26 protein-coding genes are annotated in these 25370 nt (G+C 54.4%); 14 read left to right on the top strand and 12 right to left on the bottom strand.

What is annotated here, in order from left to right:
- Positions 1–3 precede the first annotated feature (3 nt).
- Positions 4–699 (bottom strand): DsbA family oxidoreductase, encoded by a 696-nt coding sequence (locus tag ACZ2GZ_RS11400; RefSeq protein WP_021066765.1) that lies wholly within the window; start codon positions 697–699, stop codon positions 4–6.
- Between the two features lie 86 nt (positions 700–785).
- Entirely contained in the window at positions 786–1430 is a 645-nt protein-coding gene (gene trhA, locus ACZ2GZ_RS11395; RefSeq protein WP_021066766.1) for a PAQR family membrane homeostasis protein TrhA, read from the bottom strand.
- A 124-nt stretch (positions 1431–1554) separates the two neighbouring features.
- Here trhA and ACZ2GZ_RS11390 point away from each other — a divergent pair, with 124 nt between their 5' ends.
- The gene (locus ACZ2GZ_RS11390; RefSeq protein WP_214789445.1) at positions 1555–2079 is read left to right on the top strand and encodes a DUF1836 domain-containing protein; all 525 of its coding nucleotides are present in this window, start codon (positions 1555–1557) and stop codon (positions 2077–2079) included.
- Positions 2080–2119: 40 nt separating this feature from the next.
- Here ACZ2GZ_RS11390 and ACZ2GZ_RS11385 read toward each other — a convergent pair whose 3' ends face one another.
- From ACZ2GZ_RS11385 to ACZ2GZ_RS11375, 3 genes are all read right to left on the bottom strand, one after another.
- Complete coding sequence (locus ACZ2GZ_RS11385) at positions 2120–2734, bottom strand: PH domain-containing protein (protein WP_021066768.1); 615 nt, start codon at positions 2732–2734, stop codon at positions 2120–2122.
- A gap of 13 nt (positions 2735–2747) precedes the next feature.
- Entirely contained in the window at positions 2748–3581 is an 834-nt protein-coding gene (locus tag ACZ2GZ_RS11380) for an aldo/keto reductase (RefSeq protein WP_470295285.1), read from the bottom strand.
- A gap of 61 nt (positions 3582–3642) precedes the next feature.
- Positions 3643–4554: an MBL fold metallo-hydrolase gene (locus tag ACZ2GZ_RS11375; protein ID WP_470295284.1), complete on the bottom strand. Its 912-nt coding sequence runs from the start codon at positions 4552–4554 to the stop codon at positions 3643–3645.
- A 363-nt stretch (positions 4555–4917) separates the two neighbouring features.
- Between ACZ2GZ_RS11375 and abc-f the strand changes: the two genes are divergently transcribed.
- The 3 genes from abc-f (at position 4918) to ACZ2GZ_RS11360 (ending at position 8428) form a co-directional block, all read left to right on the top strand.
- Positions 4918–6612 carry a ribosomal protection-like ABC-F family protein gene (gene abc-f, locus ACZ2GZ_RS11370; RefSeq protein ID WP_470295283.1) on the top strand — a complete coding sequence of 565 codons (1695 nt, stop codon included), beginning with the start codon at positions 4918–4920 and terminating at the stop codon, positions 6610–6612.
- 12 nt (positions 6613–6624) lie between these two features.
- Entirely contained in the window at positions 6625–7401 is a 777-nt protein-coding gene (locus tag ACZ2GZ_RS11365) for a hypothetical protein (protein WP_029595907.1), read from the top strand.
- Between the two features lie 115 nt (positions 7402–7516).
- Complete coding sequence (locus tag ACZ2GZ_RS11360) at positions 7517–8428, top strand: cation diffusion facilitator family transporter (protein WP_029595906.1); 912 nt, start codon at positions 7517–7519, stop codon at positions 8426–8428.
- Between the two features lie 40 nt (positions 8429–8468).
- Here ACZ2GZ_RS11360 and ACZ2GZ_RS11355 read toward each other — a convergent pair whose 3' ends face one another.
- From ACZ2GZ_RS11355 to ACZ2GZ_RS11345, 3 genes are all read right to left on the bottom strand, one after another.
- Positions 8469–9608 (bottom strand): zinc-dependent alcohol dehydrogenase, encoded by a 1140-nt coding sequence (locus ACZ2GZ_RS11355; protein ID WP_029595905.1) that lies wholly within the window; start codon positions 9606–9608, stop codon positions 8469–8471.
- 106 nt (positions 9609–9714) lie between these two features.
- A complete protein-coding gene (locus tag ACZ2GZ_RS11350; protein ID WP_029595904.1) occupies positions 9715–10572 on the bottom strand; it encodes a metallophosphoesterase in 858 nt (285 codons plus the stop codon).
- 95 nt (positions 10573–10667) lie between these two features.
- Entirely contained in the window at positions 10668–11081 is a 414-nt protein-coding gene (locus tag ACZ2GZ_RS11345) for an organic hydroperoxide resistance protein (protein WP_021066776.1), read from the bottom strand.
- 118 nt (positions 11082–11199) lie between these two features.
- Between ACZ2GZ_RS11345 and ACZ2GZ_RS11340 the strand changes: the two genes are divergently transcribed.
- Both ACZ2GZ_RS11340 and ACZ2GZ_RS11335 read left to right on the top strand, forming a co-directional pair.
- Positions 11200–11646 (top strand): MarR family winged helix-turn-helix transcriptional regulator, encoded by a 447-nt coding sequence (locus ACZ2GZ_RS11340; RefSeq protein WP_029595902.1) that lies wholly within the window; start codon positions 11200–11202, stop codon positions 11644–11646.
- A 19-nt stretch (positions 11647–11665) separates the two neighbouring features.
- Positions 11666–12589, top strand: coding sequence for a CAP domain-containing protein (locus ACZ2GZ_RS11335; RefSeq protein ID WP_029595901.1), 924 nt, complete (start codon positions 11666–11668; stop codon positions 12587–12589).
- A 43-nt stretch (positions 12590–12632) separates the two neighbouring features.
- On the opposite strand, the gene ACZ2GZ_RS11330 is transcribed toward ACZ2GZ_RS11335, so the two are convergent.
- The gene (locus tag ACZ2GZ_RS11330; RefSeq protein WP_029595900.1) at positions 12633–13106 is read right to left on the bottom strand and encodes a glutathione peroxidase; all 474 of its coding nucleotides are present in this window, start codon (positions 13104–13106) and stop codon (positions 12633–12635) included.
- Positions 13107–13269: 163 nt separating this feature from the next.
- Between ACZ2GZ_RS11330 and ACZ2GZ_RS11325 the strand changes: the two genes are divergently transcribed.
- Positions 13270–13791: a VanZ family protein gene (locus tag ACZ2GZ_RS11325; RefSeq protein ID WP_029595899.1), complete on the top strand. Its 522-nt coding sequence runs from the start codon at positions 13270–13272 to the stop codon at positions 13789–13791.
- Positions 13792–14081: 290 nt separating this feature from the next.
- Complete coding sequence (locus ACZ2GZ_RS11320) at positions 14082–15386, top strand: murein hydrolase activator EnvC family protein (RefSeq protein WP_021066781.1); 1305 nt, start codon at positions 14082–14084, stop codon at positions 15384–15386.
- A gap of 33 nt (positions 15387–15419) precedes the next feature.
- Here ACZ2GZ_RS11320 and ACZ2GZ_RS11315 read toward each other — a convergent pair whose 3' ends face one another.
- Together ACZ2GZ_RS11315 and ACZ2GZ_RS11310 are read right to left on the bottom strand one after the other, a co-directional pair.
- A complete protein-coding gene (locus tag ACZ2GZ_RS11315; RefSeq protein ID WP_029595898.1) occupies positions 15420–15626 on the bottom strand; it encodes a hypothetical protein in 207 nt (68 codons plus the stop codon).
- Between the two features lie 42 nt (positions 15627–15668).
- Positions 15669–16514, bottom strand: coding sequence for a GNAT family N-acetyltransferase (locus tag ACZ2GZ_RS11310; RefSeq protein ID WP_029595897.1), 846 nt, complete (start codon positions 16512–16514; stop codon positions 15669–15671).
- A gap of 617 nt (positions 16515–17131) precedes the next feature.
- Between ACZ2GZ_RS11310 and ltrA the strand changes: the two genes are divergently transcribed.
- Entirely contained in the window at positions 17132–18394 is a 1263-nt protein-coding gene (gene ltrA, locus ACZ2GZ_RS11305) for a group II intron reverse transcriptase/maturase (protein ID WP_214798647.1), read from the top strand.
- Between the two features lie 96 nt (positions 18395–18490).
- Here ltrA and ACZ2GZ_RS11300 read toward each other — a convergent pair whose 3' ends face one another.
- Complete coding sequence (locus ACZ2GZ_RS11300) at positions 18491–19705, bottom strand: dicarboxylate/amino acid:cation symporter (RefSeq protein ID WP_029595896.1); 1215 nt, start codon at positions 19703–19705, stop codon at positions 18491–18493.
- 211 nt (positions 19706–19916) lie between these two features.
- Between ACZ2GZ_RS11300 and zapA the strand changes: the two genes are divergently transcribed.
- From zapA to ACZ2GZ_RS11275, 5 genes are all read left to right on the top strand, one after another.
- Complete coding sequence (gene zapA / locus ACZ2GZ_RS11295) at positions 19917–20138, top strand: cell division protein ZapA (protein WP_021066785.1); 222 nt, start codon at positions 19917–19919, stop codon at positions 20136–20138.
- Between the two features lie 8 nt (positions 20139–20146).
- On the top strand, positions 20147–20683 hold the full coding sequence (locus ACZ2GZ_RS11290; protein ID WP_021066786.1) for a CvpA family protein: 537 nt from the start codon (positions 20147–20149) through the stop codon (positions 20681–20683).
- Positions 20684–20752: 69 nt separating this feature from the next.
- Entirely contained in the window at positions 20753–22462 is a 1710-nt protein-coding gene (polX, locus tag ACZ2GZ_RS11285) for a DNA polymerase/3'-5' exonuclease PolX (RefSeq protein ID WP_029595895.1), read from the top strand.
- Positions 22463–24817, top strand: a complete 2355-nt coding sequence (locus tag ACZ2GZ_RS11280) for an endonuclease MutS2 (RefSeq protein ID WP_470295282.1) — start codon at positions 22463–22465, stop codon at positions 24815–24817.
- Between the two features lie 7 nt (positions 24818–24824).
- Complete coding sequence (locus ACZ2GZ_RS11275; RefSeq protein WP_087576464.1) at positions 24825–25241, top strand: DUF350 domain-containing protein; 417 nt, start codon at positions 24825–24827, stop codon at positions 25239–25241.
- Positions 25242–25370 lie beyond the last annotated feature (129 nt).

Genomic DNA, 25370 nt, shown 5'->3' with positions numbered 1-25370 from the left:
ACATCAAATATCGCAGTTATCGTCCGTGCACGTCGCGCCACCCGAGAGCACTTGAAGCGTCGGTGCCGATTCGGCCCACGTCTTCTCGAGCACTTGCGTGAACGCCTCGGTCGGCTGGGCGCCAGAGACGCCATATTTATTATCGAAGACGAAGAACGGGACACCGGTGATGCCGAGGTCGCTCGCGCGCTTCTCTTCAGCGCGGACGTCTTCTGTGTATACGTCTGAAGCGAGCACGTCTTTCACGGCGTCGGCATCGAGTCCGACACTTGTTGCGATCTCGACGAGGACGTCGTGGTCGCCGATATGTTTCGCGTCGACGAAATACGCCTTAAGGAGCGCTTCTGACAATTCTTTCTCTTTTCCGACCGTCTTCGCATAGTGCGTCAACCGGTGTGAGTCAAGTGTACCCGTGACGACCATGTTGTCGAAATCGTACTCAAGTCCGACGGTGCGGGCCTGGGCGGCGACTTGGGCCGTCGTGCCTTTCGCCTGCTCGAGCGGCATGCTGTATTTCTTCGCGAGCGCTTCATAAATCGAACGCGAATCCGTCGTCGGGGCGTTCGGGTCGAGCTCGAAGCTCTTGAACTCCACTTCGACGTTGTCCGCGTGCGGGAACTGTTCGAGTGCTTCTTCTAAACGGCGCTTACCGATATAACAGAACGGGCAAACGTAGTCTGACCAAACTTCAATTTTCATAGTTAATCCCTCCTACAGTCAGTGTAGGATGTCTTGAAATCGAAGTAAATGAATGTGCTCACAAAAAAAGCCCTCGCAAGGAGGACTCAGAAGACGTACCAGAACACGCAGACGAAGTGGGCGAAACTGCCGAACAAGATGAACAAGTGGAACACCTCGTGGAAGCCCCAACCGCGCCAGTTGACGAACTTCGGTTTGAATCCGTAGATGAGCCCACCAATCGTGTACATGACGCCACCGAGGATGAGCCAGAAGATGCCGGCGTTGCCGATTACGTTATGGAGCGGTCCGATGAAGAACACCGATAACCAGCCCATGCCGATGTAGAGTGCCGTCGACAAGAAGCGCGGGGCGTGGAACCAGACGAGCTTGAAGACGATGCCGAACAAGGCGAGCGCGTGGACGGTACCGAACAACACCCAACGTGTCGGTCCCTCAAGCGCGAGCAACGTGAGGGGGGCGTATGTCCCGGCAATCAGGGCGTAAATCATCGCATGATCGATTCTTCGGAAGAAGGCGATGACGTTCGGTGAGGCGATGATGCTGTGGTACAGACCGGACGACAAATAGAGAAAGACGAGGCTAATGCCAAACAAAATCGCAGCCATAATGGCGAGCGGCTCGCCGAGCAGTGATGCTTTCACCGTCATCGCAATCAACGCGACGAACGCGAGCACGGCACCGGCCAAGTGGGTCAGTGCGTTAATCGGTTCCCGAAAAATCGAATTCATGTAAAACACTCCTTATCACGTCATGTAGTATCCATAACTACATGATAAGCTGTATACGTCAGAACGACAAGGTTTTTGTTTCGACAAATCCGGTTTGTCCGTATACTGAAGGGGAGGTGATCCAATGAAACCGCATGAAATTGTAGAGACGGAAGGGACGTTGCCGAAGCAGGTGCTCCCGACGATTGACTTATATATGGACCAAGTCATCCAGCTGTTCGAGCAACATTACGGCAAGATGAAGCGGAGTGACGACGAGACGATTTTGACGAAGACGATGATTAACAACTACGCCAAAGGTAAGCTGTTCCATCCCGTCAAAAACAAGAAGTACACGAACGAGCACTTGATGTTGCTCAGCCTGATTTACGAGATGAAAGGATTGCTCTCGATCAATGACATCAAAGAGACGCTCCGGCCGCTGAACGAGTCGGACGAGGGCTTCTCGCTCGAGGACTTCTATGACGCGTACCAGGTACAGAAAGAACAGAACATGCAGGCGTTCGAGGCACAAGCCGAGACGCTCCTCGCCAACGTGCGTACGAACGAGACGAACGGCATCCAACAGTCGCTCGCCATCGCCTCGGCCGTCCATATGAGCCACTTGTTCCAACGGCTCGCCGAACAGTTGATTGATGAAAGTAAATAAAAATGGCCTACGATTCGTCTGAATCGTGGGCCATTTTTCATTAGTTGTTGATGTACTTCTCGAACACGTCACCGAAATCTTTGCGGTTCCACTCGTGGTAGTGACCTTTAAGCCAGTCAAAGCTCTGTTCATTCAATTCCTTGAACGTCGAGGCGACATTCATATCGCCTTGACGAAGCCCGCTCAAAATCGACACCGAATGCGTGAGCGAGGCGTTGGCATACTCCATCATTTTCCGGCCTTCGCGTTGTTTCTCGGCGATGGCGAGGAGCGATTTGTACAAGTCTTTCACATGCTCGATTTGTTTCTTGTTCACGTCAATCGAATAGGGCTTGTCGCCGATGGTGAATTTGATCTCGACGTCCATGTCGACCGTGCCGGCCGTCTCGAACATGACGTTATTCAATGGGAAGTGGGCGTATGGATAACGATACAAGACGCGTTTCGAACTCATCGCGCTCGTCCCGTCGAGGTGAATCATCGCCAAGTTCGTGAAGCAATACTCGTCCGATTTTGACTTGATTAAGAAGTAGATCTTCTCGTTGTCCTCATGGAGGACGTAATCGTCCGAATCCGCCTTATCGAAATCTTTCGGGTCGATGACTTCACCGATATCGCTGAAGCCCGTCAAATCAGAAGCTAGTTTTTTGAACATGTCAAATCTCTCCTCAGTAGTGGATTTTGTGCATCTCGTTCGGGTCAGACCCGGTCCGCTCGTTTCGGTTGAGTCCGTCGATCGCCTGCATCTCTTCTTTCGTCAACGTGAAGTCGAACACCTCTATATTCTCACGAATTCGACTCGGCGTGACCGATTTCGGGATGACGGCCACACCGTTCTGTAAGTGCCAACGCAGGATGACTTGAGCCGGTGATTTCCCGTGCTTGGTCGCAATCTCGGCGATGACCGGATCCTCAAGCGCCTCGCGCCCTTTCATGAGCGGGCTCCACGCCTGGATTTGAATATCGTACCGCTGGCAGAACGCGATCAACTCTTTTTGGGACAAGTATGGGTGGATCTCGACTTGGTTCACTGCCGGGACGATCGAGCACGACTGGATGATCTGTTCGAGGTGGCTGACCTCGAAGTTCGAGACCCCGATGGCCCGGACCTTGCCTTCCTCATACAACTGTTCGAGCGCTTTATATGTCTCGACGAATTTACCGAAGCGCGGCATCGGCCAGTGAATCAAGAACAAGTCGACGTACTCGAGACCGAGCCGGTCGAGGCTGTCTTGGAACGCTTGGAGCGCCTCGTCATAGCCGTGGAACTCGTTCCACAGTTTCGTCGTCACGAAAATGTCTTCCCTCGGGACGCCGGATTCGCGAATCGCTTGGCCGACGCTCTCCTCATTCTGATAGATAGCGGCCGTGTCGATCAATCGATAGCCCGCGTCAAGCGCTGCTTTGACCGTATCGACCGTGACCGCCCCGTCTTCCACTTTGTACACACCGAGCCCGAGCATCGGCAGTTTCACATCATTGTTGAGTGTTGTCCATTCCATATTGATTCCCTCCCTCTCAACTCTTACGTTACCGAAAATCGGACGGAAGTGAAAGCGAAAGCTACAACCGAATGCTTTCGCCGTGCGCCTTGATCACAATCTGGTCACGTTCAAGTTTGGCTGCGGCGACGAGACGTTCATACGGCTCCTCGACCGGTTCGTACGATAAGACGAACGTGTCCCAGTGCATCGGGACGAAACGTTTCGCACCGCTCTGCTTGAACATCGTCCACGCCTGTTCCGGGGTACAGTGCGCTTCCTCGAACGATTCGGGTTGATAGGCGCCGATTGGGAAGAAGGCAAGGTCGATCGGTTCTTTGTTCGCGAGCCCGTTGAACGACTCAGTGTAGGCCGTATCCCCGGCGAACAACATGCGGACGCCTTTATATTTCAAGACGTAGCCGTTGTAGCCCATATGCTTGTCCCACGGGAAACGATTGCCCCAATGGGCGACGGGGATGGCTTGGACGTGGAGCCCGTTCGCGAGCGTCAACTTGTCGTGCGGATGCATCTCGAGTGTCTGCAGACTCGGGTATTTACGCAACAGCTTGCTCGTACCCGGGGCCGAAATGACGACAGTGTCGCGGGTGATGAGCCGCTTCAGACTCTCATGGTCGAAGTGGTCCATATGGGCGTGGCTGAGCAGGATGACGTCGACATGCCCGATCTCCTCGATCGAGAGGGCAGGGGCGGTGTGGCGTTTCATGCCGAACGTGAATGGCCCGACGTGGACACCGATCCGGTTCGAGAACACCGGGTCGGTCAAGATTTTCAAGCCGTACCAATGGATGAGCACGGTCGAATGGCCGACCCAGGTGGCACTGACCATCGTCTCATCGAACGAGGCGAGGTCCGGTTTGGCCGTCGGGACTTTAAAGGCCGGGCGAGGCAGTCTTCGTTTCAAGCGTGTGTATAGGAACGTACCGACGCTCGCTAGGACGGCGCTCGGGACGAGTAGGTTTCGTAATCGCATAGTAGTCACCTCATCATCTAAGATGGTTTAATCATACCGCTCGACCGATGACCCCGCATCCGCCGGAAGGTGTAGAAAAAATGGGAGATTGTGGGGCATTACTTGCGAATCCGCTTTCAATTTGGTACGGTGACAGTAACTTAGGAAAGGAAGGTACCGCGTGCCATGAAAAAGTCACACTCACTCAACTGATGAAACGAATCATCACTGTTCGCACGAACAGTCACGGGTGAAGTGTGTCCAATTTCAGGCTAAGGGGTGACCCTTCTTTCCGCTTGACCGGATCTCTTCACACCACCGCGCGTTGCGGATGGTGTTTTTTGGTTTCATCGCGTATCAGACAAACTAGCGAGGTGAAACAATATGTTAAGTATGAAGCAAGTCCGGTTCGACCACGACCGGCAACCCTTATTCGACAATGTCTCGTTCGACGTCGCGGCAGGCGAACGGGCCGTCTTGTTCGGTCAGAACGGGTCCGGCAAGACGACGCTATTCAAGCTGCTCATAGGTGAACTAGCTCCACAGTCAGGTTCGATTGACGTTTTGGGCACGATCGGTGTCGTCGAACAGACGGTGTTTGATGGAGAAGAGACCGCGCTCGACTACGTCATGCAAGGCGACTTGGCGCGCTACAATCTCTACCTTGCCGTCACATCAGGGGATTCGGCGCGCGTGCTCGAAGCGTATGACGAGGCACTCGCGGTTGACGCCTTCGCGCTCGAACTTGAGGCGAGACAAGCCCTCAAACGACTTGGTCTTGACGGACATGACTCGAGCCGACTCCGCGATTTGAGCGGCGGTGAACAGACACGGGTCCAACTCGCCCGTCTCACGATGCGACACGTCGACATCGTCCTGCTCGACGAGCCGACGAACCATCTCGATTTGGATTCAATCGAGTGGCTGACACGCTGGGTGAACGAGTTTTCGGGGACAGTGCTCGCCATCTCCCACGATCGTCAATTCATCGATGACGTCGCGACCGTCATCCTCGAACTGCATGAGGGGATCATCGTCCGCTATTCGGACAACTACACGGCGTATAAACATCAGAAGGCCGAGGAACGGGTACGCGACGAGCGGGCCCATGCCCGCTATGCGGCGCGGAAGTCGGAACTGCTCGATATGATCGCCCAATACAAGGGCTGGCATTTGAAAGCGAAAGCGACGGCGAGCGTGCGAAGTCCAGGCGCTCAAAAAGGCGCGGCGAACCTTGCCATCAAGATGAAGGCCCGTGAACGTAAACTCGAACAGCTCGAAGGGACGCGACCCGATCGTCCGAAAGATGCGGCCCATATCTCGGTCCGCTTCCAAGCCGACCCACTCGAGGCGAAGACGTGGATTGCGGTCGACGACATCTCGTTCGGTTACGACGAACCCCTCTTTGAACGACTCTCGCTCACGGTGAACCGGGGTGACCGCATCTCCATCGTCGGGCCGAACGGGAGCGGGAAGACGACGCTGTTGAAACTATTGATCGGCGAACTCGTCCCGGATGCTGGGCACGTCAAGCGTCATCCGAAACTGAAAATCGGTTACTTCTCACAGACGCTCGCACGACTGCCGGCCGAAGGAACGTTGCTCGAGGCGCTCCTGGCCGAAAGTGACATCACCGAGACGGAGGCGCGGACGCTGCTCGCCCATTTCTTGTTCCGCCGTGATGAGGTGTATAAGCCGATTCGAGGGGCGAGCATGGGGGAGAAGTGCCGCATCGCCTTCCTCATCTTGTACTTCTCGGACGCGGACCTGCTCGCCCTCGATGAGCCGACGAACTATTTGGACGTGGCCACACGGGAGCAAATCGAGGCCGCGCTCGAAGTGTATCGAGGCGGATTGATTCTTATCTCGCATGACCGGACGTTCCACCGCTTGACGGACCGGACGATCGAGCTCGGGGAGACGGTACACGTGCTCGAGTCCGGAGATACAAAGCCGGTCGACGTTGACGCGACGCTCCAGACGCTTGAGACATTGACGAGCGAACCGCATATTTTCTTCGACGAGGCAGGAAACGGCATCCCCCTTGCCGAATCCGAACAGAATAGACGAAACAAATAGGGGTGGAATCATATGAAAGAAGAAGTTCGGGCATCACGGGCCGCATCACGGAAGCGGAAGCGGTTATGGCAAACGGCGACGGTCATCGCATTGATCGCTTCACTCGTCGGCGTCATCGCCTTCGCGGCCCTCATGGACACGAAGAACTCGGCGTTGCCGGAGACAGACGACATCGCGACCGAGTCGGTCAATAATGAATCAGAGGCGACAGAAGGAGACGAGCCGGAAGCGGAGGCCGACGAGTCAGCGGGAATGTACGTCTATATCGCGGCACCTTATACGAAAGTGTTCGCCGACGACCGGGCGACGGTCATTTATGAGGCCGACCTCGGTGACCGGTTCGAACAGCTCGAGGCCGTCAGTGGTTTCGTCAAGCTCCAATTGAATGAGCGGACGACCGGATGGGTGACGGAAGCACAAGTGACGGGAGAAGCGACGAGCGTCTCCGATGACGATGTGACCGCGGCATGGAAGACCGTCGTCCCGACGGCGGATGCGGCGACAATCGAAGTGCTCGGTCAAGACATCGACAGTGTCCGGGCCACGCTCGGTACCCCGAAAGCGGTCCAGCGTGACCAAGTGAACGAATACCATTTCTATGACGGCTTCTTCTTGATGGTACGTGACCAACAAGTGCGGGCGATCGACTGGGACCGCCAAGCGGTCGCGACGCCTGATGTGACGGCGACGAGCAGCCAAAACGCCGGCAGTTGGTATGAAGGTGAGACTCGCCAGTTGAAGTTGTTCCCCTATGACGGCGTCATGCGGGTCCGGCTCGAACAGAAATAACGACAATCGTCGAGAGGACCTCACTTTCGGCGATTGTTTTTATGTATTCATTCAAATGAACGTTTGAATGTTTGAGGTGGAAGGTATAGACTATATAGAGAGAGGGGGAGAAACAATGGGCGCACATCACGATCATCACGGGCACGACCATCACCATCATCATACGACGAACCAACGGGCATTATTCTGGTCGTTCGTCCTGATTGCGACGTTCATGGTCGTCGAAGTCATCGGCGGATTATGGACGAACAGTTTGGCGCTGTTGTCGGACGCGGGGCATATGCTTAGCGACGCGGCCGCACTCGGGCTCAGTTTCCTCGCTGTCCGGTTCGGGGCACGGCAAGCGACGCCGGAGCGGACGTTTGGCTATCGACGCTTCGAGATTTTAGCGGCGTTCGTCAACGGCTTGACGTTGCTCGTCATCTCGATCTACATCAGCATCGAGGCGTATCAACGCTTGTTCGCACCGCCAGAGATTTTAAGCGGCGGCATGCTTTCGGTCGCCATCATCGGGTTACTTGTCAACGTGCTCGCGGCGTGGCTGCTCATGCGTGGCGAGCGTGATAACTTGAACGTCCGCAGTGCGCTGTTGCACGTGTTCGGTGATTTGCTCGGCTCGGTCGGAGCCATCACGGCGGCCGTGTTGATTATGGCGTTCGGCTGGACGCTCGCCGATCCAATCGCGAGCCTGTTCGTCGCCGTGCTCATCTTGATTAGTGGCTACCGGGTCACGCGGGAGGCGATTCACATCTTGATGGAAGGGACACCGGATCAAGTCGACGTCGTGGCGATGCAACGGGAGCTCGGAGGAGTGGCCGGGGTCAAAGAAGTCCATGACTTGCACGTCTGGTCAATCTCTTCGAACGAACTCGCCGTCACGTGCCACGTCTTAATCGAGGCGGACACGGACGACCAGCGCGTCTTGCGAGACGTGACGGAACGAATCCGGCAGTTCGCCACATTCGAGCGTTCGACCGTTCAAATCGAACGGGAAGCGCAATGTTGTGAGGAACGAACGATTTGGTAAACGAAGAAGCGGTCCCTGACAATGTCGGGGACCGCTTTCGTTATGGCTTCAAGACGACTTTGACGCAGTCATCTAAATGGTCGTTAAAGATTTTGTAGGCATCCGCCGCCTGTTCGAGTGGCAGGCGATGCGTGATGATGTCGGTCGGGTCGAACTTCTTGTCGACGATCATCTGGAACAGCTCAGGCATATAGTGGATGACTGGCGCTTGTCCAGTCCGGATGCTGACGTTGCGGGTGAAGAAGTCGCCGAGTGGGAACTGGTTATAGTTCATCGCATATATCCCGGTCAATTGGACCGTCCCGAACTTCCGGACCGCTTCTTTGGCGACTTTGATGGCGCTGAGCGTGCCGCCTTGGACCATCAACTTTTGCTCGACTTTCTCGATCGGGGACATCTTGCCGTCGAAGCCGACACAGTCGATGACGACGTCGGCCCCGCCGTTCGTGATCTCATGAATGTATTTGCCCGTGTCGACCGGGTCTTTCATGAGGACGGTCTCAACGTTGTTTGACAGTTTGGCACGGTTCAAGCGATACAATTCCGGGTCGACGGCGATGACGCGTTTCGCCCCGCGCACCCAGGCGAGCTTTTGGGTCATCAGGCCAACGGGCCCTGAGCCGAGGACGACGACCGTGTCGCCGGCTTTCATCCCGGAACTGTCCAAACTCCACCACGCCGTAGGGATGACGTCGGAGAGGAAGAGGAGCGCCTCGTCATCGAGTTCGCACGACTCCGGGATGACGAGCGGCATGAAGTTTCCATATGGTACTTTCAAATACTCGGCCTGCCCCCCAGGATGGTTCCCGAATTGCTCGGTGAATCCAAAGTAGCCGCCCGCGTCCGTATGGGGGGCGTGGTTCGAATTGTCACACTGACTTTCCATCTCGTTCTCGCAATAGAAACAATGGCCGCATGAGACGTTGAACGGCAAGACGACTCGGTCGCCTTTTTTCACTTTCGTGACATCCGGTCCGACTTCCTCGACGATGCCCATCGGCTCGTGGCCGATGACGTAGCCGTGTCGCGTCGGCATATTGCCTAAGTAGATGTGCAAATCTGATCCGCAGATGGCCGTTGAGGTGATTTTGACAATAATCTCTTCCCGATTCTCAATCTCCGGGTCTTTCACGTCCTTGACCTCGATGTTCTTTGCTCCTTGATAGGTTACAGCACGCATATGTTCACTTCCTCCTTTTTTTGAAAACAGGTAAGTTACAACAAGAGTACTCTACCCGTTTCACACGCATGCGAATCCGGGTTTTGGGGAAAATAGGAAAAGGGGCTCACTGAGGAGCCCCGGTCCCAGTGACGTCGATGACGACAATCTCCGGTGGATTGAATACACGTGGTACGCTGACGCTATAGTTGAAGCCGCGCCCGATGACGTGAGTGAACGACTCGTGCTCGTACAGACCGCCGGCATACTTCGGAAAGAAGCCCTGGTCCGGCGCGTACAGTCCGTTCAATAGATACGGGATGCGTACCTGACCGCCGTGGGCATGGCCCGATAGGACGAGATCGAACGGTAGGGCGGCGTACGTCTCGACCTGCTCGGCCCGGTGTGACAACAATAGGCTGAACGCCGTCTCCGTATCGACATCGCCTAGCGAAGTCAACGCCGTCTCTTCCCATCTCGCATGGATATTTTCGGTGTACGTTCGGAGCGGGTCTTCGAGCCCGCCGACGAGAATGTCGACGCCGTTGACGTTGACCGAGACCACCTCGTTCTCGAGCACCGTCACGCCATAGGAGCGGAACACGTCTTTGACGTCATGACGGACGAAATCGTCAGAGCCGTCAATCTCATGGTTACCGGTCACGAAATACATCGGCGCGATACCTTGCAATCCTTCAATCAATTCGAAGGAGGCGTCGGGTGAGCGGAAGCGGTCGAGAATATCGCCGGGTAGGGCGATCAAGTCTGGTTCTTGTTCCCGCACCTTGTCGATTAAGACACGTTGGTCGTCCCCGTACGAGTAGCCATGCAAATCGGACAACAGAACGACCCGGAACGATTGTCCCGATGCGATTTTGTCGGACTCGACTGCGTAGTTTCGGATGGTCAGACCATTATAGAAAGCGGCGAAGAGGAATGCGACCCCGACGCCGATCGTCACATATTTGCGTTTACCTTTGAACATCGTCCGCCTCCTCTCGATGAATCGTTCGTTTCTTCATTCTACTCTGTAGAGTAGGGAGACGCAAAAAAAAGCCCGCTCGGAAGCGGGCCATCGGATTATGCTGCTTTAGCAGTCAACTTGACGTCGACGTTGCCGCGTGTCGCTTTTGAGTACGGGCAAACTTGGTGTGCCGCTTCGACGAGACGTTCCGCCGTCGCTTGGTCGACACCTTTGATTTCGACTTCGAGTTCGACCGAGATGAAGAAGCCTTCATCGTCTTGGTTAAGCGTCACGTGTCCTGTGACGTTCGTGCCGTCTGTTTTAATACGTTCTTTGCCGATGACGAGGTTCAAAGCGCTACCGAAACATGCCGCGTAACCTGCTGCGAACAATTGCTCTGGGTTCGTCGCTTCGTCCGCGTGTTTTGAGCCAGGCATCGAAACGTTCAAGTCGATGACGCCGTCCGTCGATGTGACGCGACCTTCGCGGCCACCAATTGCAGTTGCAGAAGCTGTGAATAATGGTTTCATGATTCAATTCCTCCATTTCGTTTTTAGGCAATTAAGTTGTGCACAATCTAATTATAGAGCAGTCAAACAGATAATCAAATGATATGCTTGTCCTAAGACTATAGCCGGAGGAAATACTATGAAAAGTTCGTTAACATTAGAGCATCAGATCTGTTTTCAGCTCTATACCGCTTCAAAAGAGCTTACAAGATTATATCGCCCAATTTTGGCGCCGTTAAACCTGACATATAGCCAGTACTTGGTCATGCTCGTTTTATGGGAAGAGGACAATATCGATTTGAAACAGCTCGGGGAGCGGCTCACGCTCGATTCGGGCACATTGTCACCGCTCGTCAAGCGGCTCATGCAACTAGATTACGTGGAGAAAGTGCGGGCGACCGACGACGAGCGCCGTGTCCTGTTGTCACTCACGCCGTCCGGGAGCGCATTGCGTGAGCAGGCCGAGGAGGTACCGCTCAAAGTGAGTGGTATGCTGAATATAGATGAGGCGACGTATGTCGCTTATATGGAGATGCTCATCGACATCAAGGCGCGCTTGCGTGCGTTCGGTGAGCGAGAGGAGTAGGTTTTCGAAAGGAGACGCGATGTTTCGTAAACTAGTGATTTTATTGCTCGCCATCGGCATGTATGCGGCCTGGAAATTTGAAGTGCCAAACGTGTCGGCGCCGACGAGCATTCAAGTGAAGTCGACGGAAGTGGCGGAGGAGCAAGAACGCTCGACCGACGCCCCGCGCTTCACGAGCCAATATGCCGGGCACGACTGGTACTTGCTCGAGAAGAGCGGCGACCGTAGCCTCGAGTTGATCGATGCTGCCGGATCGAAGCAAGGCCAGTATCAGTTCGAGACGGGCAGTATCTTTGAAGGGCTCATCGTGGGCGAGACGACGCGACAACAAGTCGAGCAAATCGGTTTCGATGAGGTCAAGTCATACAATAAGGGATTGAAACGCTATTTGATTCCGGACGACCCGTCGTTCAATGTCTATGCGATTGATGATGACTACGTGACGCTGTTCTTCGATCAGCATGACGACGACAAGCTGAAAGCCGTGCTCACCGTCGACCGGGACGTCGAGGAATCGAGTGAGGGCTATTACGGTGACGTGTCGGAAGACAATCTCGTCGCGAACGAACAGTTGATGCGAATACTCATGAACTGGGACCGCCAGAAGTTCGGACTGTCGGCGCTCGCCGACTATGAGCCGCTATTACCGGTCGTCCGCGCCCATAGTGAGAACATGGCCCGGAACAACTTCTTCAGCCATACGGATCCCGAAGGCCGCGATCCGTTCGAGCGGATGAACGAGGCCGGCATCGCGTACTCCCTCGCCGGCGAGAACTTGGCGATGGGGCAGATGAGCGTTTTTCATGCCCACTGGGGATTGATGAACTCGCTCGGCCACCGGGAGAACATCTTGAAAGATGGCTTCACCCACGTGTCGGTCGGCCTCGTCTACAATGAGGAGTCGAGCCCGTTCTACACGATCAACTTCATCACACCGCGTTAACAAAAAGGATGGCCTGCCGGATTGCGGCGGACCATCCTTTTACTTATAAGAGACGTTTGACGGCCGTCTCGATCTCATCCGGCGTCGTTTGCGGCGAGAACCGTTCGATGACGTTGCCGTTCCGGTCGACGAGGAACTTCGTGAAGTTCCACTTGATTGTCTTCGAACCGAGCAGGCCTGGTGCTTCTTTCGATAAGTATTGGAAGAGCGGGTGGGCGTCTTTGCCGTTCACGTCTACTTTGGCGAACATCGGGAACGTCACGCCGTAGTTCAATTGACAGAACTCGCTGATTTCCTCGTTCGACCCCGGGTCTTGATTGCCGAACTGGTTGCATGGGAAGCCGAGGATATGGAACCCTTGGCCCTGATAACGTTCATATAATTTCTCAAGCCCGTCGAGTTGCGGGGTGAAGCCGCACTTGCTCGCCGTGTTGACGATTAATAGGACGTCACCTTCGTATTTGGATAGCGGTTGGAGCTTGCCGCTCATGTCGGCTGCTTCATATTGATAGATCATGTTGATTCCCCCTTTTTTCTTTTCATTATACCAATCGCGATTTCAAGACACGACTTTGAACCGGTTGTTCGCAATCAAATTGTCATGAAATGATGAAGTCGTTGTTACAATGACACGTGATGGAAGGCGTATAATGAGACTCATTGTAGAAAGGAAAGGTGTCATGTACATATTGAAAAATGAATTTATATGGATCGGTTTGATCCTGATTGGCTTATTCTTCTCGAGCGCGACCCCGTATTCGGACCAAAGCATCGTCTCACCGCTCGAACGCATCAATTGGACGTGGGCCGACCCCGTCCTCTCGACCGTCGACTTCGAGTATGCCGGAGGACCGGTATCGCTCGAGGCGAAAGGGAGTGCCGGCTTGATTGAGTTCTTGATTCGGAAAGCGGCGCACTTCACCGTCTTCTTCGCACTCGGGGCACTTCTCGTCAAAGCGGTGTCGCGTACGCGACTCCATGCTGGGCTGACGCTCTTGTTCGCCTGGGCGCTCGCGAACACGGTCGCCATCTTTGATGAGTTCCATCAAAGTTTGACACCCGAACGGACGCCGCTCATCCAAGACATCATGCTCGATAGTTTTGGTGCCGCCTGTGGCATTCTATTGATTGGCGGGTTTCTGCTGTTCAAACAAGGACGTCATAAACGGTCACGATCGGGGTTTGTCGCTCCAAGGTGGTAAAAAAATCGTATAGGTAGTTATTTGAAAAGCGCTTTCATGAAGTGCTTTTCTTTTTGATTTATAACGTTTGTGTGACAAGCAAAATTGCAAAAGCCCTTTATACCCCCATTTTTAAACGGATAAAACCTAAAACAGGTCAATGTAATGGGAATGAAATATAAGTGTAAAATAACTTTAGGTTTAGATTGCTATAATGAGTCTCAGAGCGATATCGAATTTCGCCTATTAATTTATAATTTATGCGATCTATATTATATAGAAATTCAGAGAACTCAGCGGAGGGAAGCACATTGGTTAACTTGAAGAAACTTGCAGCAACCGTCACTTTAGGAGCTCTTCTCATTAGCGGCACGACACCTGGCTATGCAGCGTCACTTACAGACAAGCAGAAAAAGGTGCAACAGCAGCAACAACAGAATAACAGTGAACAGAGCAAAGCGAACGCCTCGATCAAAAAACGTGAACAGGCGATCAGCAAAGAGCAGCAAGAAATCAACAAGTTAGATGCTGAACTCCAAGACGTCATCAACGACGTCGCGCAAAAGAAAGCTGAGATTCGTGCAACACAACAAAAAATTGCAGCCCTTCAAAAGCAGATTAAACAATATGAAGCAAAAATGAAGGCGCAAGAAGAGCTCATGAAAGAGCGCATGGCCACAATGCAAAAAAATGGCGGCGGCTCGATCGACTGGGCAGAGTTCATCTTCGGATCGAAAGACTTCGGTGACTTGCTCACACGCATGATCACAGCTGGTACGATTCAAGAGAACGACAAACAAATCTTCGAAGAGTATCAAGCGACGAAAGAAAAATTGGCTGCAGCGCAAGCTGAGTTGAAAGCTGAGCGCGATGCTCTCGTGAAACAAAAAGAAGAACTCGAACAACGTCAAAAGACGCTCAACAAGAAAATGAAAGAGCGCGCAGCGAAGATTAAGAAACTCAACGCTGAGAAAGTGAAGTTCGAATCGAAATTGATGAGCCTCCAAGAAATGGAGTCGACACTCAAAGCGCAAGAGAAAGCCATCAAGGCTGAAATGGAAGCACAACGTCGTGCGGCTGAAGAAGCGAAACGTGCGGCAGCGGCAGCAGCGGCTGCGAAGAAAAAACAAGCGACAAACACTGGCGCTAGCGCGATTAGCACACCGACAGCGTCGGCAGCGGCATCTTCTGTACCGGCAAGCGGCGGCATGTTCCAACGTCCGGCAAACGGTCGTCTCTCACAAGGATGGGGCGCGGCGAGCGGTGCGAACGGTTACTCGTTCCACAACGGACTTGATATCGCAGCACCGGTCGGCACACCGATCAACGCAGCACAAACAGGTACGGTCACGACAGCTGGATGGGGTGGCGCTTACGGGAACCACGTCATCATTACGCACGTCTTGAACGGTCAAGTTTGGACGACGGTATACGCGCACATGAGCTCGGTATCGGTATCGGCCGGCCAACGTGTGACGCAAGGTCAACACATCGGCGGCATGGGTAGCACAGGGAACTCGACTGGCTCACACTTGCACTTTGAAATCCACCGTGGTGGTTACTCGTACTCATCTTCGAGCGCGGGCAGCACGGTCAACCCAGCTTCATTCTTCTAAGCCTATACAAAAAGTGATCGACGAACGCGTCGATCACTTTTTTGTTGCCTTGTACGCGATAAAGGTTAAGAGAGCAGCGCCGATGACGCTCAGCAAGAGCGTGTCCCAGTTCGGGTCGTCGAGCATGCTCCGCCCTCCGAGAAACACCATATAGCCGAGCAAGGCGAGCGTGACAAGCGTCAAGGCGGTCATCCGGATCCGGCTCGGGATACGTTGCCACCAACCGAATAATCTGTTCATCAAAAATCGCCTCCACCTACAGTATAGGGGAGGCGCATCAAATCAGCTAGGCAATCGAATCCACGCCGAGGTGAAGATTTTTTGATAGCCGACTTCTTTGTAAATCTTGTTCGATGTCGGGTTGCTCAAATCCGTATAGAGCGTACAATATTGTTTCGACGTCAAGAGCTCCCGGCTCAGCTCGGCGACGAGCGAGCGGGCATAGCCGCGCTTGCGCAACGCTTTTGGCGTGTAGACGAACGAGACGGTGACGCCGTTCGCGGTCTCGCGCGATTTCTTCGCGCACGAGACGACCTTGCCGTCGACTTCCCAGACGTACACTTCTTGATTCTCGAGCATCGTCGCAATTTTTTGTGTCGCGTTTGCCTTTGACGAGACCGGTAAACCGGTATCCTTTTCGAACGCGTTATACGCCTTCACGAGGAATGCCTCATCGTCCTCGGTAGCCCTTCGCATCGACCCTTCCGACAGCGGAATATCGTTGACACGATCAAGACGATACAGACCTTGCTCCATGAAGACTTTCGGCTCACGCGCCGTCAGGATGTACCAGAGCGTGTAGAAATTCATCGCTAGATCAGCTTGCGAGACGAGCTCGGTGAATGGGATATCACCATTTAATAGTTCAGGCACGAGCAGACGAAGGACGTCATCCTCTCGCTCAAGTTTCACGAGCACATAATTGAGCGGATGGGGCGGCGTCACTTGCAGGATCGCGAGCACCTCACCGTCCTCTTCGACGGTCAGTTGATGATACGTCTCGTACCGGCCTTGCTTGATGGCATCGAGCACGCCAATCATCAAGCTGTTCTCGGCCTCATGTTCGAGCAGGTAGGGCATGACACGTTCTTCAAATCCGGATAGGTCGTTCCAACGAATCAGTTCCATATGAACACCCTTTCATCGTATGTATACGAAACGGGCAAACCTGATGGCTTGCCCGTTTTTTTCAGTGTGCCCGGCATGGGCGTAATCTATAGGGTGCAAGTCCCGAACTGTGAAGGCAGAAGTAATAGTTAGCCAAGCGCAAGGGTGTCCACGGCGACGTGGAATCTGAAGGAAGCGGGCGGCAAACCTCCGGTCTGAGGTACACGAACTTCATACGAGGCTATGTGCGACTGGGTGAGCCTGCTGAACAAGGCAAAGCCCTTTCTGCCGAAGGTCGCATGCAGTAAATGGAGCAGATAGATGGAGGGAAAGATTGCGTCCTTACCCGGGGAGCTCTGATTGGAACGCCAAGTACCCTTGGTAACCCGCACAGTGATGGGCGGCTGAACAATCAGAAGTCAGCAGAGGCCATAGTACCACCTTGTCTCGAGACGAGTGGGAAGGGCCGAACAATTAAGAGAGAACAACATCTTGGCAGGCAGTCGCTGTGATGAACACAGACAACCCGTCAGGGCTTGCTTGAATGGAGGACGTGGTGAATTCCACTGGGGACATCAAGAGGGTGGAGCAGGGACTGGATAAAGAAGAAGCGTTGTTCACGGAAAGAGGCATAACGAATGTTAATGGAACAGATTCTGTCACGGGAAAATTTAATACGTGCCCTGAACCGAGTGGTTCGGAACAAAGGAAGCCACGGTGTCGACGGAATGCCCGTACAAAACCTGCGAGCGCATGTCATCGAACACTGGGACACCATGAAGGTGGAGCTTCTGTCGGGAACCTACCAGCCGCAACCGGTCCGCAGGGTCGAAATCCCGAAACCTGACGGCGGTGTGCGACTGCTCGGCATCCCTACCGTGATGGATCGCTTCATTCAACAGGCGATCGCCCAGGTGTTGTCGTCTATCTACGACCCCACGTTCTCTGACCACAGCTATGGATTCCGACCGAATCGGAGTGCCCACGGGGCGGTCAAGAAAGCAAAAGGGTACATCGCAGAGGGAAATCGCTGGGTGGTCGATATCGACCTGGAGAAATTCTTCGACCGGGTGAACCATGACAAGCTCATGGGGCTTCTGGCGAAGCGAATCGAGGACAAGTGTCTGCTCAAGCTCATCCACAAGTATCTGAAAACCGGAATCATGATAAACGGAGTCGTGACGGACAACGAGGAAGGCACTCCGCAAGGAGGCCCACTCAGCCCACTGCTCTCGAACATCGTCCTAGACGAACTGGACAAGGAACTCGAGAAGCGTGGACATCAGTTCGTCCGCTACGCCGATGACTGCAACATCTATGTGAAAACACCAAAAGCGGGAAATCGGGTCATGAGGTCGGTGACCTCCTATATCGAAGGGAAGCTGAAGCTGAAAGTGAACGGCAACAAGTCCGCCGTAGACCGCCCATGGAGACGAAAGTTCCTTGGGTTCAGCTTCACGAAGCACAGAGAACCGAAAATACGGATTGCCAAAGCCAGTGTGAACCGGATGAAAGATAAAATCCGCGACATCACATCGCGAAAGAGACCATACTCGATGGAGGTCCGTATCCAAAAGCTGAACCAATACCTGATGGGATGGTGCGGATACTTTGCGTTGGCAGACACACCGAGTGTGTTCAAGACCCTCGAGTCGTGGATTCGAAGAAGGCTACGCATGTGCGTGTGGAAGAGTTGGAAGAAGCCGAGCACAAAAGTGAGAAAGCTCACCGGACTGGGCATCCCGAAAGGGAAGGCCCATGAATGGGGCAACTCACGGAAGGGTTACTGGCGGATTTCAAAAAGTCCGATACTGCACAAAGCCCTCGGGAACTCCTACTGGAGTTCCCGAGGGCTCAAAAGTCTGGTATCACGTTATGAAACTTTGCGTCATACATCTTAATTGAACCGCCGTATACCGAACGGTACGTACGGTGGTGTGAGAGGTCGGGAGTTAATCACTCCCTCCTACTCGATTTCTATCAAATTATAGATGAGATTACGCGATTTCTTCGCGTTCTTTTGCGTCATCCAAAATGTTGGTGTTGCGTTTGAAGTAATGAACGATTTTGGCGATGGCGCCGTCTCCCGTGACGTTTGTCGCCGTACCGAAGCTATCTTGTGCCAAGTAGAGGGCGATGACAAGACTGAGCATCGTTTCGCTGAATCCGAGCATCGAACCGAACAAACCGAGCGAGGCCATGACGGCTCCACCTGGTACGCCTGGTGCTGCGATCATCGTGACGCCGAGGGCGAGGATGAACGGGAGCACGATGGCGAATGACATCGGCATGCCGTTCAAGTACATGAGGGCGACACCGACCGATGTGAGCGTGATTGTCGATCCTGACAAGTGGATGGTCGCACAGAGCGGCACCACGAAGTTGGCGACGCCTTCGTCCGTGTTGTTTGCTTTCGCCTGACGAAGTGTGACCGGGATTGTCGCCGCTGACGACTGTGTCCCGATGGCTGTGAAGTAAGCCGGCATCATCGTCTTCAAGAGACGAAATGGGTTCTCTTTGTTGAGAGCACCTGCGACTGAGTATTGAATCAAGAGCATCGTCAAGTGAAGGACAATGATCGTGACGAAGACGAGCGAGAACACCGAGAGAATCTCAGCGACTTGTCCGGCGTACGTCATGTTCATGAAAATTCCGGCGATGTGAATCGGTAATAGTGGAATGATGACTTTGCTGATGAGTAGTTCAATGATATCGCGGAAATCCATGGCCAAATCGAGCGAGCGCTTGCTTTCGATGGCGGCAATCCCGATGCCGATGACGAAGGCGAGAATGAGCGCCGTCATGACGCCGAATACCGGTGGAATCTCGAACTCCATGAAGCTTTTCAAAAGAGCTTCTTCCGGGTTTTCAGCAGAGGCCGTACTGCGTGACAAGATTTGCGGGAACAAGTTGCTCGTCGTGAAGTAGGCGAGCGTCCCGGCAACGACTGTTGATACGTAAGCGATGGCGGCCGTCAAACCGACCAATTTCCCAGCGCCTTTTCCAAGTTCCCCGATTCCTGGAATGATGAAAGCGAGAATGATTAGTGGGATGGCGAAGCCTAAGAACTGCCCAAAGACTGCGTTGAACGTGACAAACGTCCGGACAATCCAGTTCTGGCTTTCTGGTACGATGCTACCGAGTAGAATCCCGAATGCGATAGCGATGATGATGCGACCTAGAAGGCCAATACGTAATTTCAAATAAATCATCCTCTCTTAATGTTTGAATTGTTGCTATTTTCGCACATTTAGCGACGTGTTGCCACCCTATCTTTCATTTTTCAACAAAGATTGACGTTTGACAACTTTGAAATAGGGTATCACAAAATGTTGGAGTGGAAAAGGGAGGGACCTTCTTCTTTTCCTAATATACAAACGATGTTATGATTAATTTTGAATAGACGTAAAGGAGGGGTGACGCGTGCAGGTACAACGAACAACGATTCATATCGCGGGTCAGGACTATACGATCGTCAGCGAAGAGCCGGCCGATCATGTGAGGGAAGTGGGCTTTCTGGTCGATAGCAAGATCCGTGAGATTCGTGAACAGTCCCCTCATTTAGACGCTCGTCAGGCAGCGGTGCTCGCCGCTATCCAAATCGCGAGTGATCACGTCAAAACTAAACGAAATACGGGAGAATAAATCACTTTATGGTTACTCTACTTATACTGTTTTTCTTGTTCATCGGGATCATTAACGGATTCCGTCGCGGGGCGATTTTGCAGCTCGGCCATTGGGTCGCGCTCATCATCAGCTTCCTCGTCGCCAATGCCTACTACCGTGATCTCGCCGAAGCGTTCAAGCTATGGATTCCATACCCGTCGCAACTCGACGGCTCGCTTCCGGAAGGTGTCATCGATTTAAACGCACTGACAGGACTCGAGATGACGTTTTATAACGTCTTCTGGTTCGTCGTCTTGTTCGTTATCACGAAGCTCGTCTTGCATCTCATCCTATCGATGCTCGACTTCTTGACGGACTTGCCGATCTTGCGTCAATTGAAAGGAATCATCGGAGCGGTCCTCGGCTTCTTCGAGGCGTACGTAATCACGTTCTTCATTTTGTGGGTCATCGCGTTCGTACCGATGGCAAGCGTCCAGAGCGCCGTCGACAATTCGTCGCTCGCGACGTACATCATTCAAGACACGCCATATCTCTCTGAATGGTTCTCGAATAAGATGTTGTAACACGACAGGCCGGAATGCAAGCTAGTGCTTGTGTCTCGGCCTTTTCTGTATGGAAAAGGGGGAAGCACGATGAATAAAGTCGAAGCGATGATGCTGCTAGAAAAGATCGCGCAATACATGGAGATTAAAGGGGAGAACCCGTTCAAAATCAACGCCTTCCGCAAAGCCGCGACGGCGCTCGAGAACACCGAACTCGAACTCGAGGACATCGAGGATTTGACGACAATCTCTGGGATCGGCAAAGGGACGGCCGCCGTCCTCGAAGAGTGGCGGGACACGGGCCGCAGTGAAGTGCTCGAGTCACTCCAAGAAGAGATTCCATATGGCCTGATGAAACTGCTCAAAATCCAAGGGCTCGGCGGCAAGAAGCTCGCCAAGCTCCGCGAAGTCGGCGTCGTCGATCTCGAGACGCTGATTACCGTATTAGAGGACGGGACGGCTGCGAGCCTCCCGGGCTTCGGCGCCAAGAGCGTCGAGAAGTTGCTCACGGCGGCACGGAACCTCGAGTCACGTCCGGAGCGTCTCGCATACGCCATGATGCGCCCGGTCGTCGAAGAGATTGAAACGGTGCTCGAAGCTGAACCGCTCGCCTTGCGCCATTCGGTCGGGGGCAGTTTCCGCCGCGCCGAGGAGACGTGTAAAGACCTTGACTTCATCATCGCGACCGAAGAGCCTGTCGCCCTCCGTGACAAGTTGCTCGCTCTCCCGTTCATCAACGAGGTAATCGCGGCCGGAGAGACAAAAGTGTCGCTCGTCCTCGAGCGCGAGGAGATGGTATCGGTCGACTTCCGCATGGTCGAACCGGGAGCCTTCGCCGCGACGCTCCATCACTTCACCGGCTCGAAAGACCATAACGTCCGGATGCGCCAGCTCGCGAAAGCGAAGGGCGAGTCGATTTCTGAGTACGGCGTCGAGACGGCGGACGGCCTCTGGCAACCGGAGACGGAAGCCGAGCTGTTCGAACGCTACGGACTACCGTTCATCCCGCCGGAGCTCCGGGCGGGCAACCTCGAGTTCGAGCACGACCTCTCGAAGCTCGTCACACTTGACGATATCAAGGCCGACGCCCATATGCACACGGTCTGGTCGGACGGGAAGTTGACGGTCGACGAGCTCGTCGCGGCGATGAAAGCGCGCGGCTATGAGTGGATCGCCATCACCGACCACGGCAAATACATGTCGTTCGTCAACGGCTTGACCGAAGAACGGCTCGAGGCGCAAGGGGAAGAGATTCTCGCTGCCGCCAAGAAACACGACATGCACGTCCTGCGCGGTGTCGAGATGGACATCCGCCCGGACGGGACGCTCGACTATGAGCCCGAGTTCTTGGCGACGCTCGATTACGTCGTCGCCTCGATTCACTCGAAGATGGACCAATCCGTCGACGAGATTATGGCCCGGCTCGAGAACGCCTGCCGCTCGCCGTACGTCAACGTCATCGCCCATCCGACCGGTCGCCTCATCGGGCGCCGTGACGGTTATCCGATCGACGAGGAGCGCTTGATCGCCCTCGCCAAAGAGACGGGGACGGCGCTCGAGTTGAACGCGAACCCGAACCGGCTCGATTTGACTGCCTCGACGCTGAAGAAAGCGAAGGCGGCCGGCGTTAAACTGATGATCAACACCGATACGCACCACCCTGATATGATGGAAGATATGGCACTCGGCGTCCTGCACGCCCGGAAAGCCTATCTCGAACCGTCAGACATCATCAACTGCCTCTCGTTCGAGGACGCCAAGGCGTTCATCGACGCGAAGCGACAGAAAGGAACATGCTAGATGGATCACGCGTTACGCGTTTTAGAATATGAAAAACTCCGCCAGCAGCTCGCCGCCCACGCCGCGAGCTCGCTCGGGAAAGAACGGGCGCTCAACATGCAGCCAGACTATACGTACGACCGGGTATTGTCGAACTTGAACGTCACCCGCGAGGCGACCGAGGTCGTAAGGCTCCGCGACCGGTTGCCGCTCGGTGGACTGACCGACGTCCGCAGTGAAGTGAAGCGGGCCGCCATCGGCTCGGTCCTCTCGACGAGCGAACTGCTCGCCGTCGCCGCCGTCATGTACAGCGGGCGCCAAGTGAAGAACTTCTTCGAGAAGCTGCACGAGGACAATGAAGACCTCCGTATCCCGCGTCTCGATGAGTATGCCGAGCGCTTGACGAAGCTGATCGAGGTCGAACAGACGATCCGTCACGCCATCGACGACCAAGGCACGGTCCAAGATTCGGCGAGCGACCGTCTCCGTGGCCTCCGGACTCAGCTCCGTAGCTTTGAAGGCAGCGTCCGTTCACGGATCGACAACATCCTCCGCAACAACGCGAAGATGCTGTCGGACGCCATCGTCACGATTCGGAACGACCGCTACGTCGTCCCGGTCAAGATGGAGTACCGCCAAGCGTTCGGCGGCATCGTCCACGACCAATCGGCATCGGGCCAGACGCTCTTCATCGAGCCGCAGGCGATCGTGTCGATCAACAATGAGATTCAAGAAGTCCGCTTGAAAGAGCGCGCCGAGATCGACCGCATCTTGAGCGAACTGTCAGACCTCGTCGGCGGTGTCGCCGATTCGGTCGTGACGAACCTCGACGTGCTCGCCACGCTCGACTTTGTGTTCGCAAAAGTCGCCTACGGGCATCAGCTCAAAGCGACGGAACCGAAACTGAACGATGAACGCGAGATCAAGTTGAAACAGGCGCGTCATCCGTTCATCCCACAAGATGAGGTCGTGCCGATCACGGTCGAGCTCGGCGAGGCGTTCACGTCGCTCGTCATCACCGGACCGAACACCGGCGGGAAGACGGTCACGCTCAAGACGCTCGGACTGCTCCAATTGATGGTGCAGTCAGGTCTGTACGTGCCGGCCGAGTTCGGGACGGAGCTGTCCGTCTTTGACGCCATCTACGCCGATATCGGTGATGAGCAGTCGATCGAGCAGAGCTTGTCGACGTTCAGCTCGCACATGACGAACATCGTCAGCATGCTCGACAAGATTGACTTCATGTCACTCGTCCTATTCGATGAGCTCGGTGCCGGGACCGACCCGCAAGAAGGGGCGGCCCTTGCCATCGCCATCCTTGACGAAGTGAAACGTCGTGGCGCCCGCGTGGCGGCGACGACGCACTACTCAGAACTGAAGGCGTACGCCTATAACCGCGAGGGTGTCATGAACGCCTCGATGGAGTTCGATATCGAATCGCTCAGCCCGACGTATCGCTTGTTGATTGGCGTACCGGGCCGTTCGAACGCGTTCGAGATTAGTCGACGTCTTGGCTTATCTGAACAAGTCATCGACAAGGCGCGAAGCCACGTCGGCACCGACGCCGAGTCGGTCGAATCGATGATCAATGAGCTCGAGGCGGCCAAGCATCGCGCCGAGCAGCTCGAGAAAGAATTGATTGTCAAACGCCACGACCTCGAAACTGACCAGGCTGCGTTCGAAGCGAAGCTGACCGATTTCGAGCGTGAGCGCGACACGATGTACGGCGAAGCCGAGGCTCGTGCCGAAAAGGCCGTCGAACAAGCGAAGCGCCAAGCGAACGAAGTCATCGACCGCTTGAAGAAGCTTCGTGAGGAAGGCATCGTCAAAGAGCACGAGATCATCGCCGCGAAGAAACAGCTCGAATCGGCGAAACCGACGCTCCAAGATAAAAAGATTCAAAAAGTGAAACAAAAAGCGCAACAGAAACGTACGTTCAGTAAAGGCGAAGAAGTGAAAGTGACGACGTTCAACCAAAAGGGCTATATCGTGAAGCAATTGAACGATAACGAGTACAACGTCCAAGTCGGAATCATGAAAGTGAACGTCAAAGCGGACGACCTTCAAAAGATCGGGCCATCGAAAGAGCAGTCGCTCCAGTCGAAAGGCAGCTCGCTCAAGCGTCAGAGCTCGACGAAGTCGGAGCTCGACTTACGCGGCGTCCGGGTCGAAGAAGGACTTTCCCGCCTAGACAAATATATCGACGAGGCACTCGTGTCGGGGTACGACAACGTCCGCATCATCCACGGTCTTGGGACCGGGGCGATGCGCCAAGCGACGCAGGAGTATCTGAAAGGACATCGTCACGTGAAGAGTCAGCGCCCCGGTGGGATGGGTGAAGGCGGACTCGGTGTCACGGTCGTCGAACTGAAGTGAGGGGAACATGGTAATGGGGAATGTTAACGTCAACGTATTGCTTGAGTCGCTCGGCTTATATTCAATCGCCGGACTCATGATTGTCGTCGGACTCGCCATCTTTGAGGTGACGACGCCGTACAGCAATTGGCGCGAGATTCAAAAAGGTAATATCGCCGTCGCACTCGCGACCGGCGGAAAAATCGTCGGTCTCGCCAACATCTTCCGCGTCGTCGAGAGCCACCACGACCAGACGATGGACGTGTTGGTCGGGGGGAGCTTCGGCTTCGTGCTCTTGTTGGTGACGTATTGGCTATTCGAATTTTTGACGCCGTCGCTCAAAGTGAACGAGGAGATCGGGAAAGGGAACATCGCCGTCGGCCTGATGGCGTTCCTGCTCTCGATTGGGGTCTCGCTCGTCGTCGGCGCGGCGTTGGTGAGGTGAAGACATGGTATACGAGAGATTGGCGAAGATTCTTTTTATCGGGGCCGGCCTGTTTTTAGTGGCAGCGGCACTGTGGTTTATCTTTTATTAACTCGAAGCACGGAGCGTCCGGAATGGGCGCTCCGTTTT

Source organism: Exiguobacterium sp. KKT215 (genome assembly GCF_055635335.1).
The sequence above is the reverse complement of the archived record's forward strand: the minus strand, read 5'-3'. Positions and strand labels throughout refer to the sequence as shown.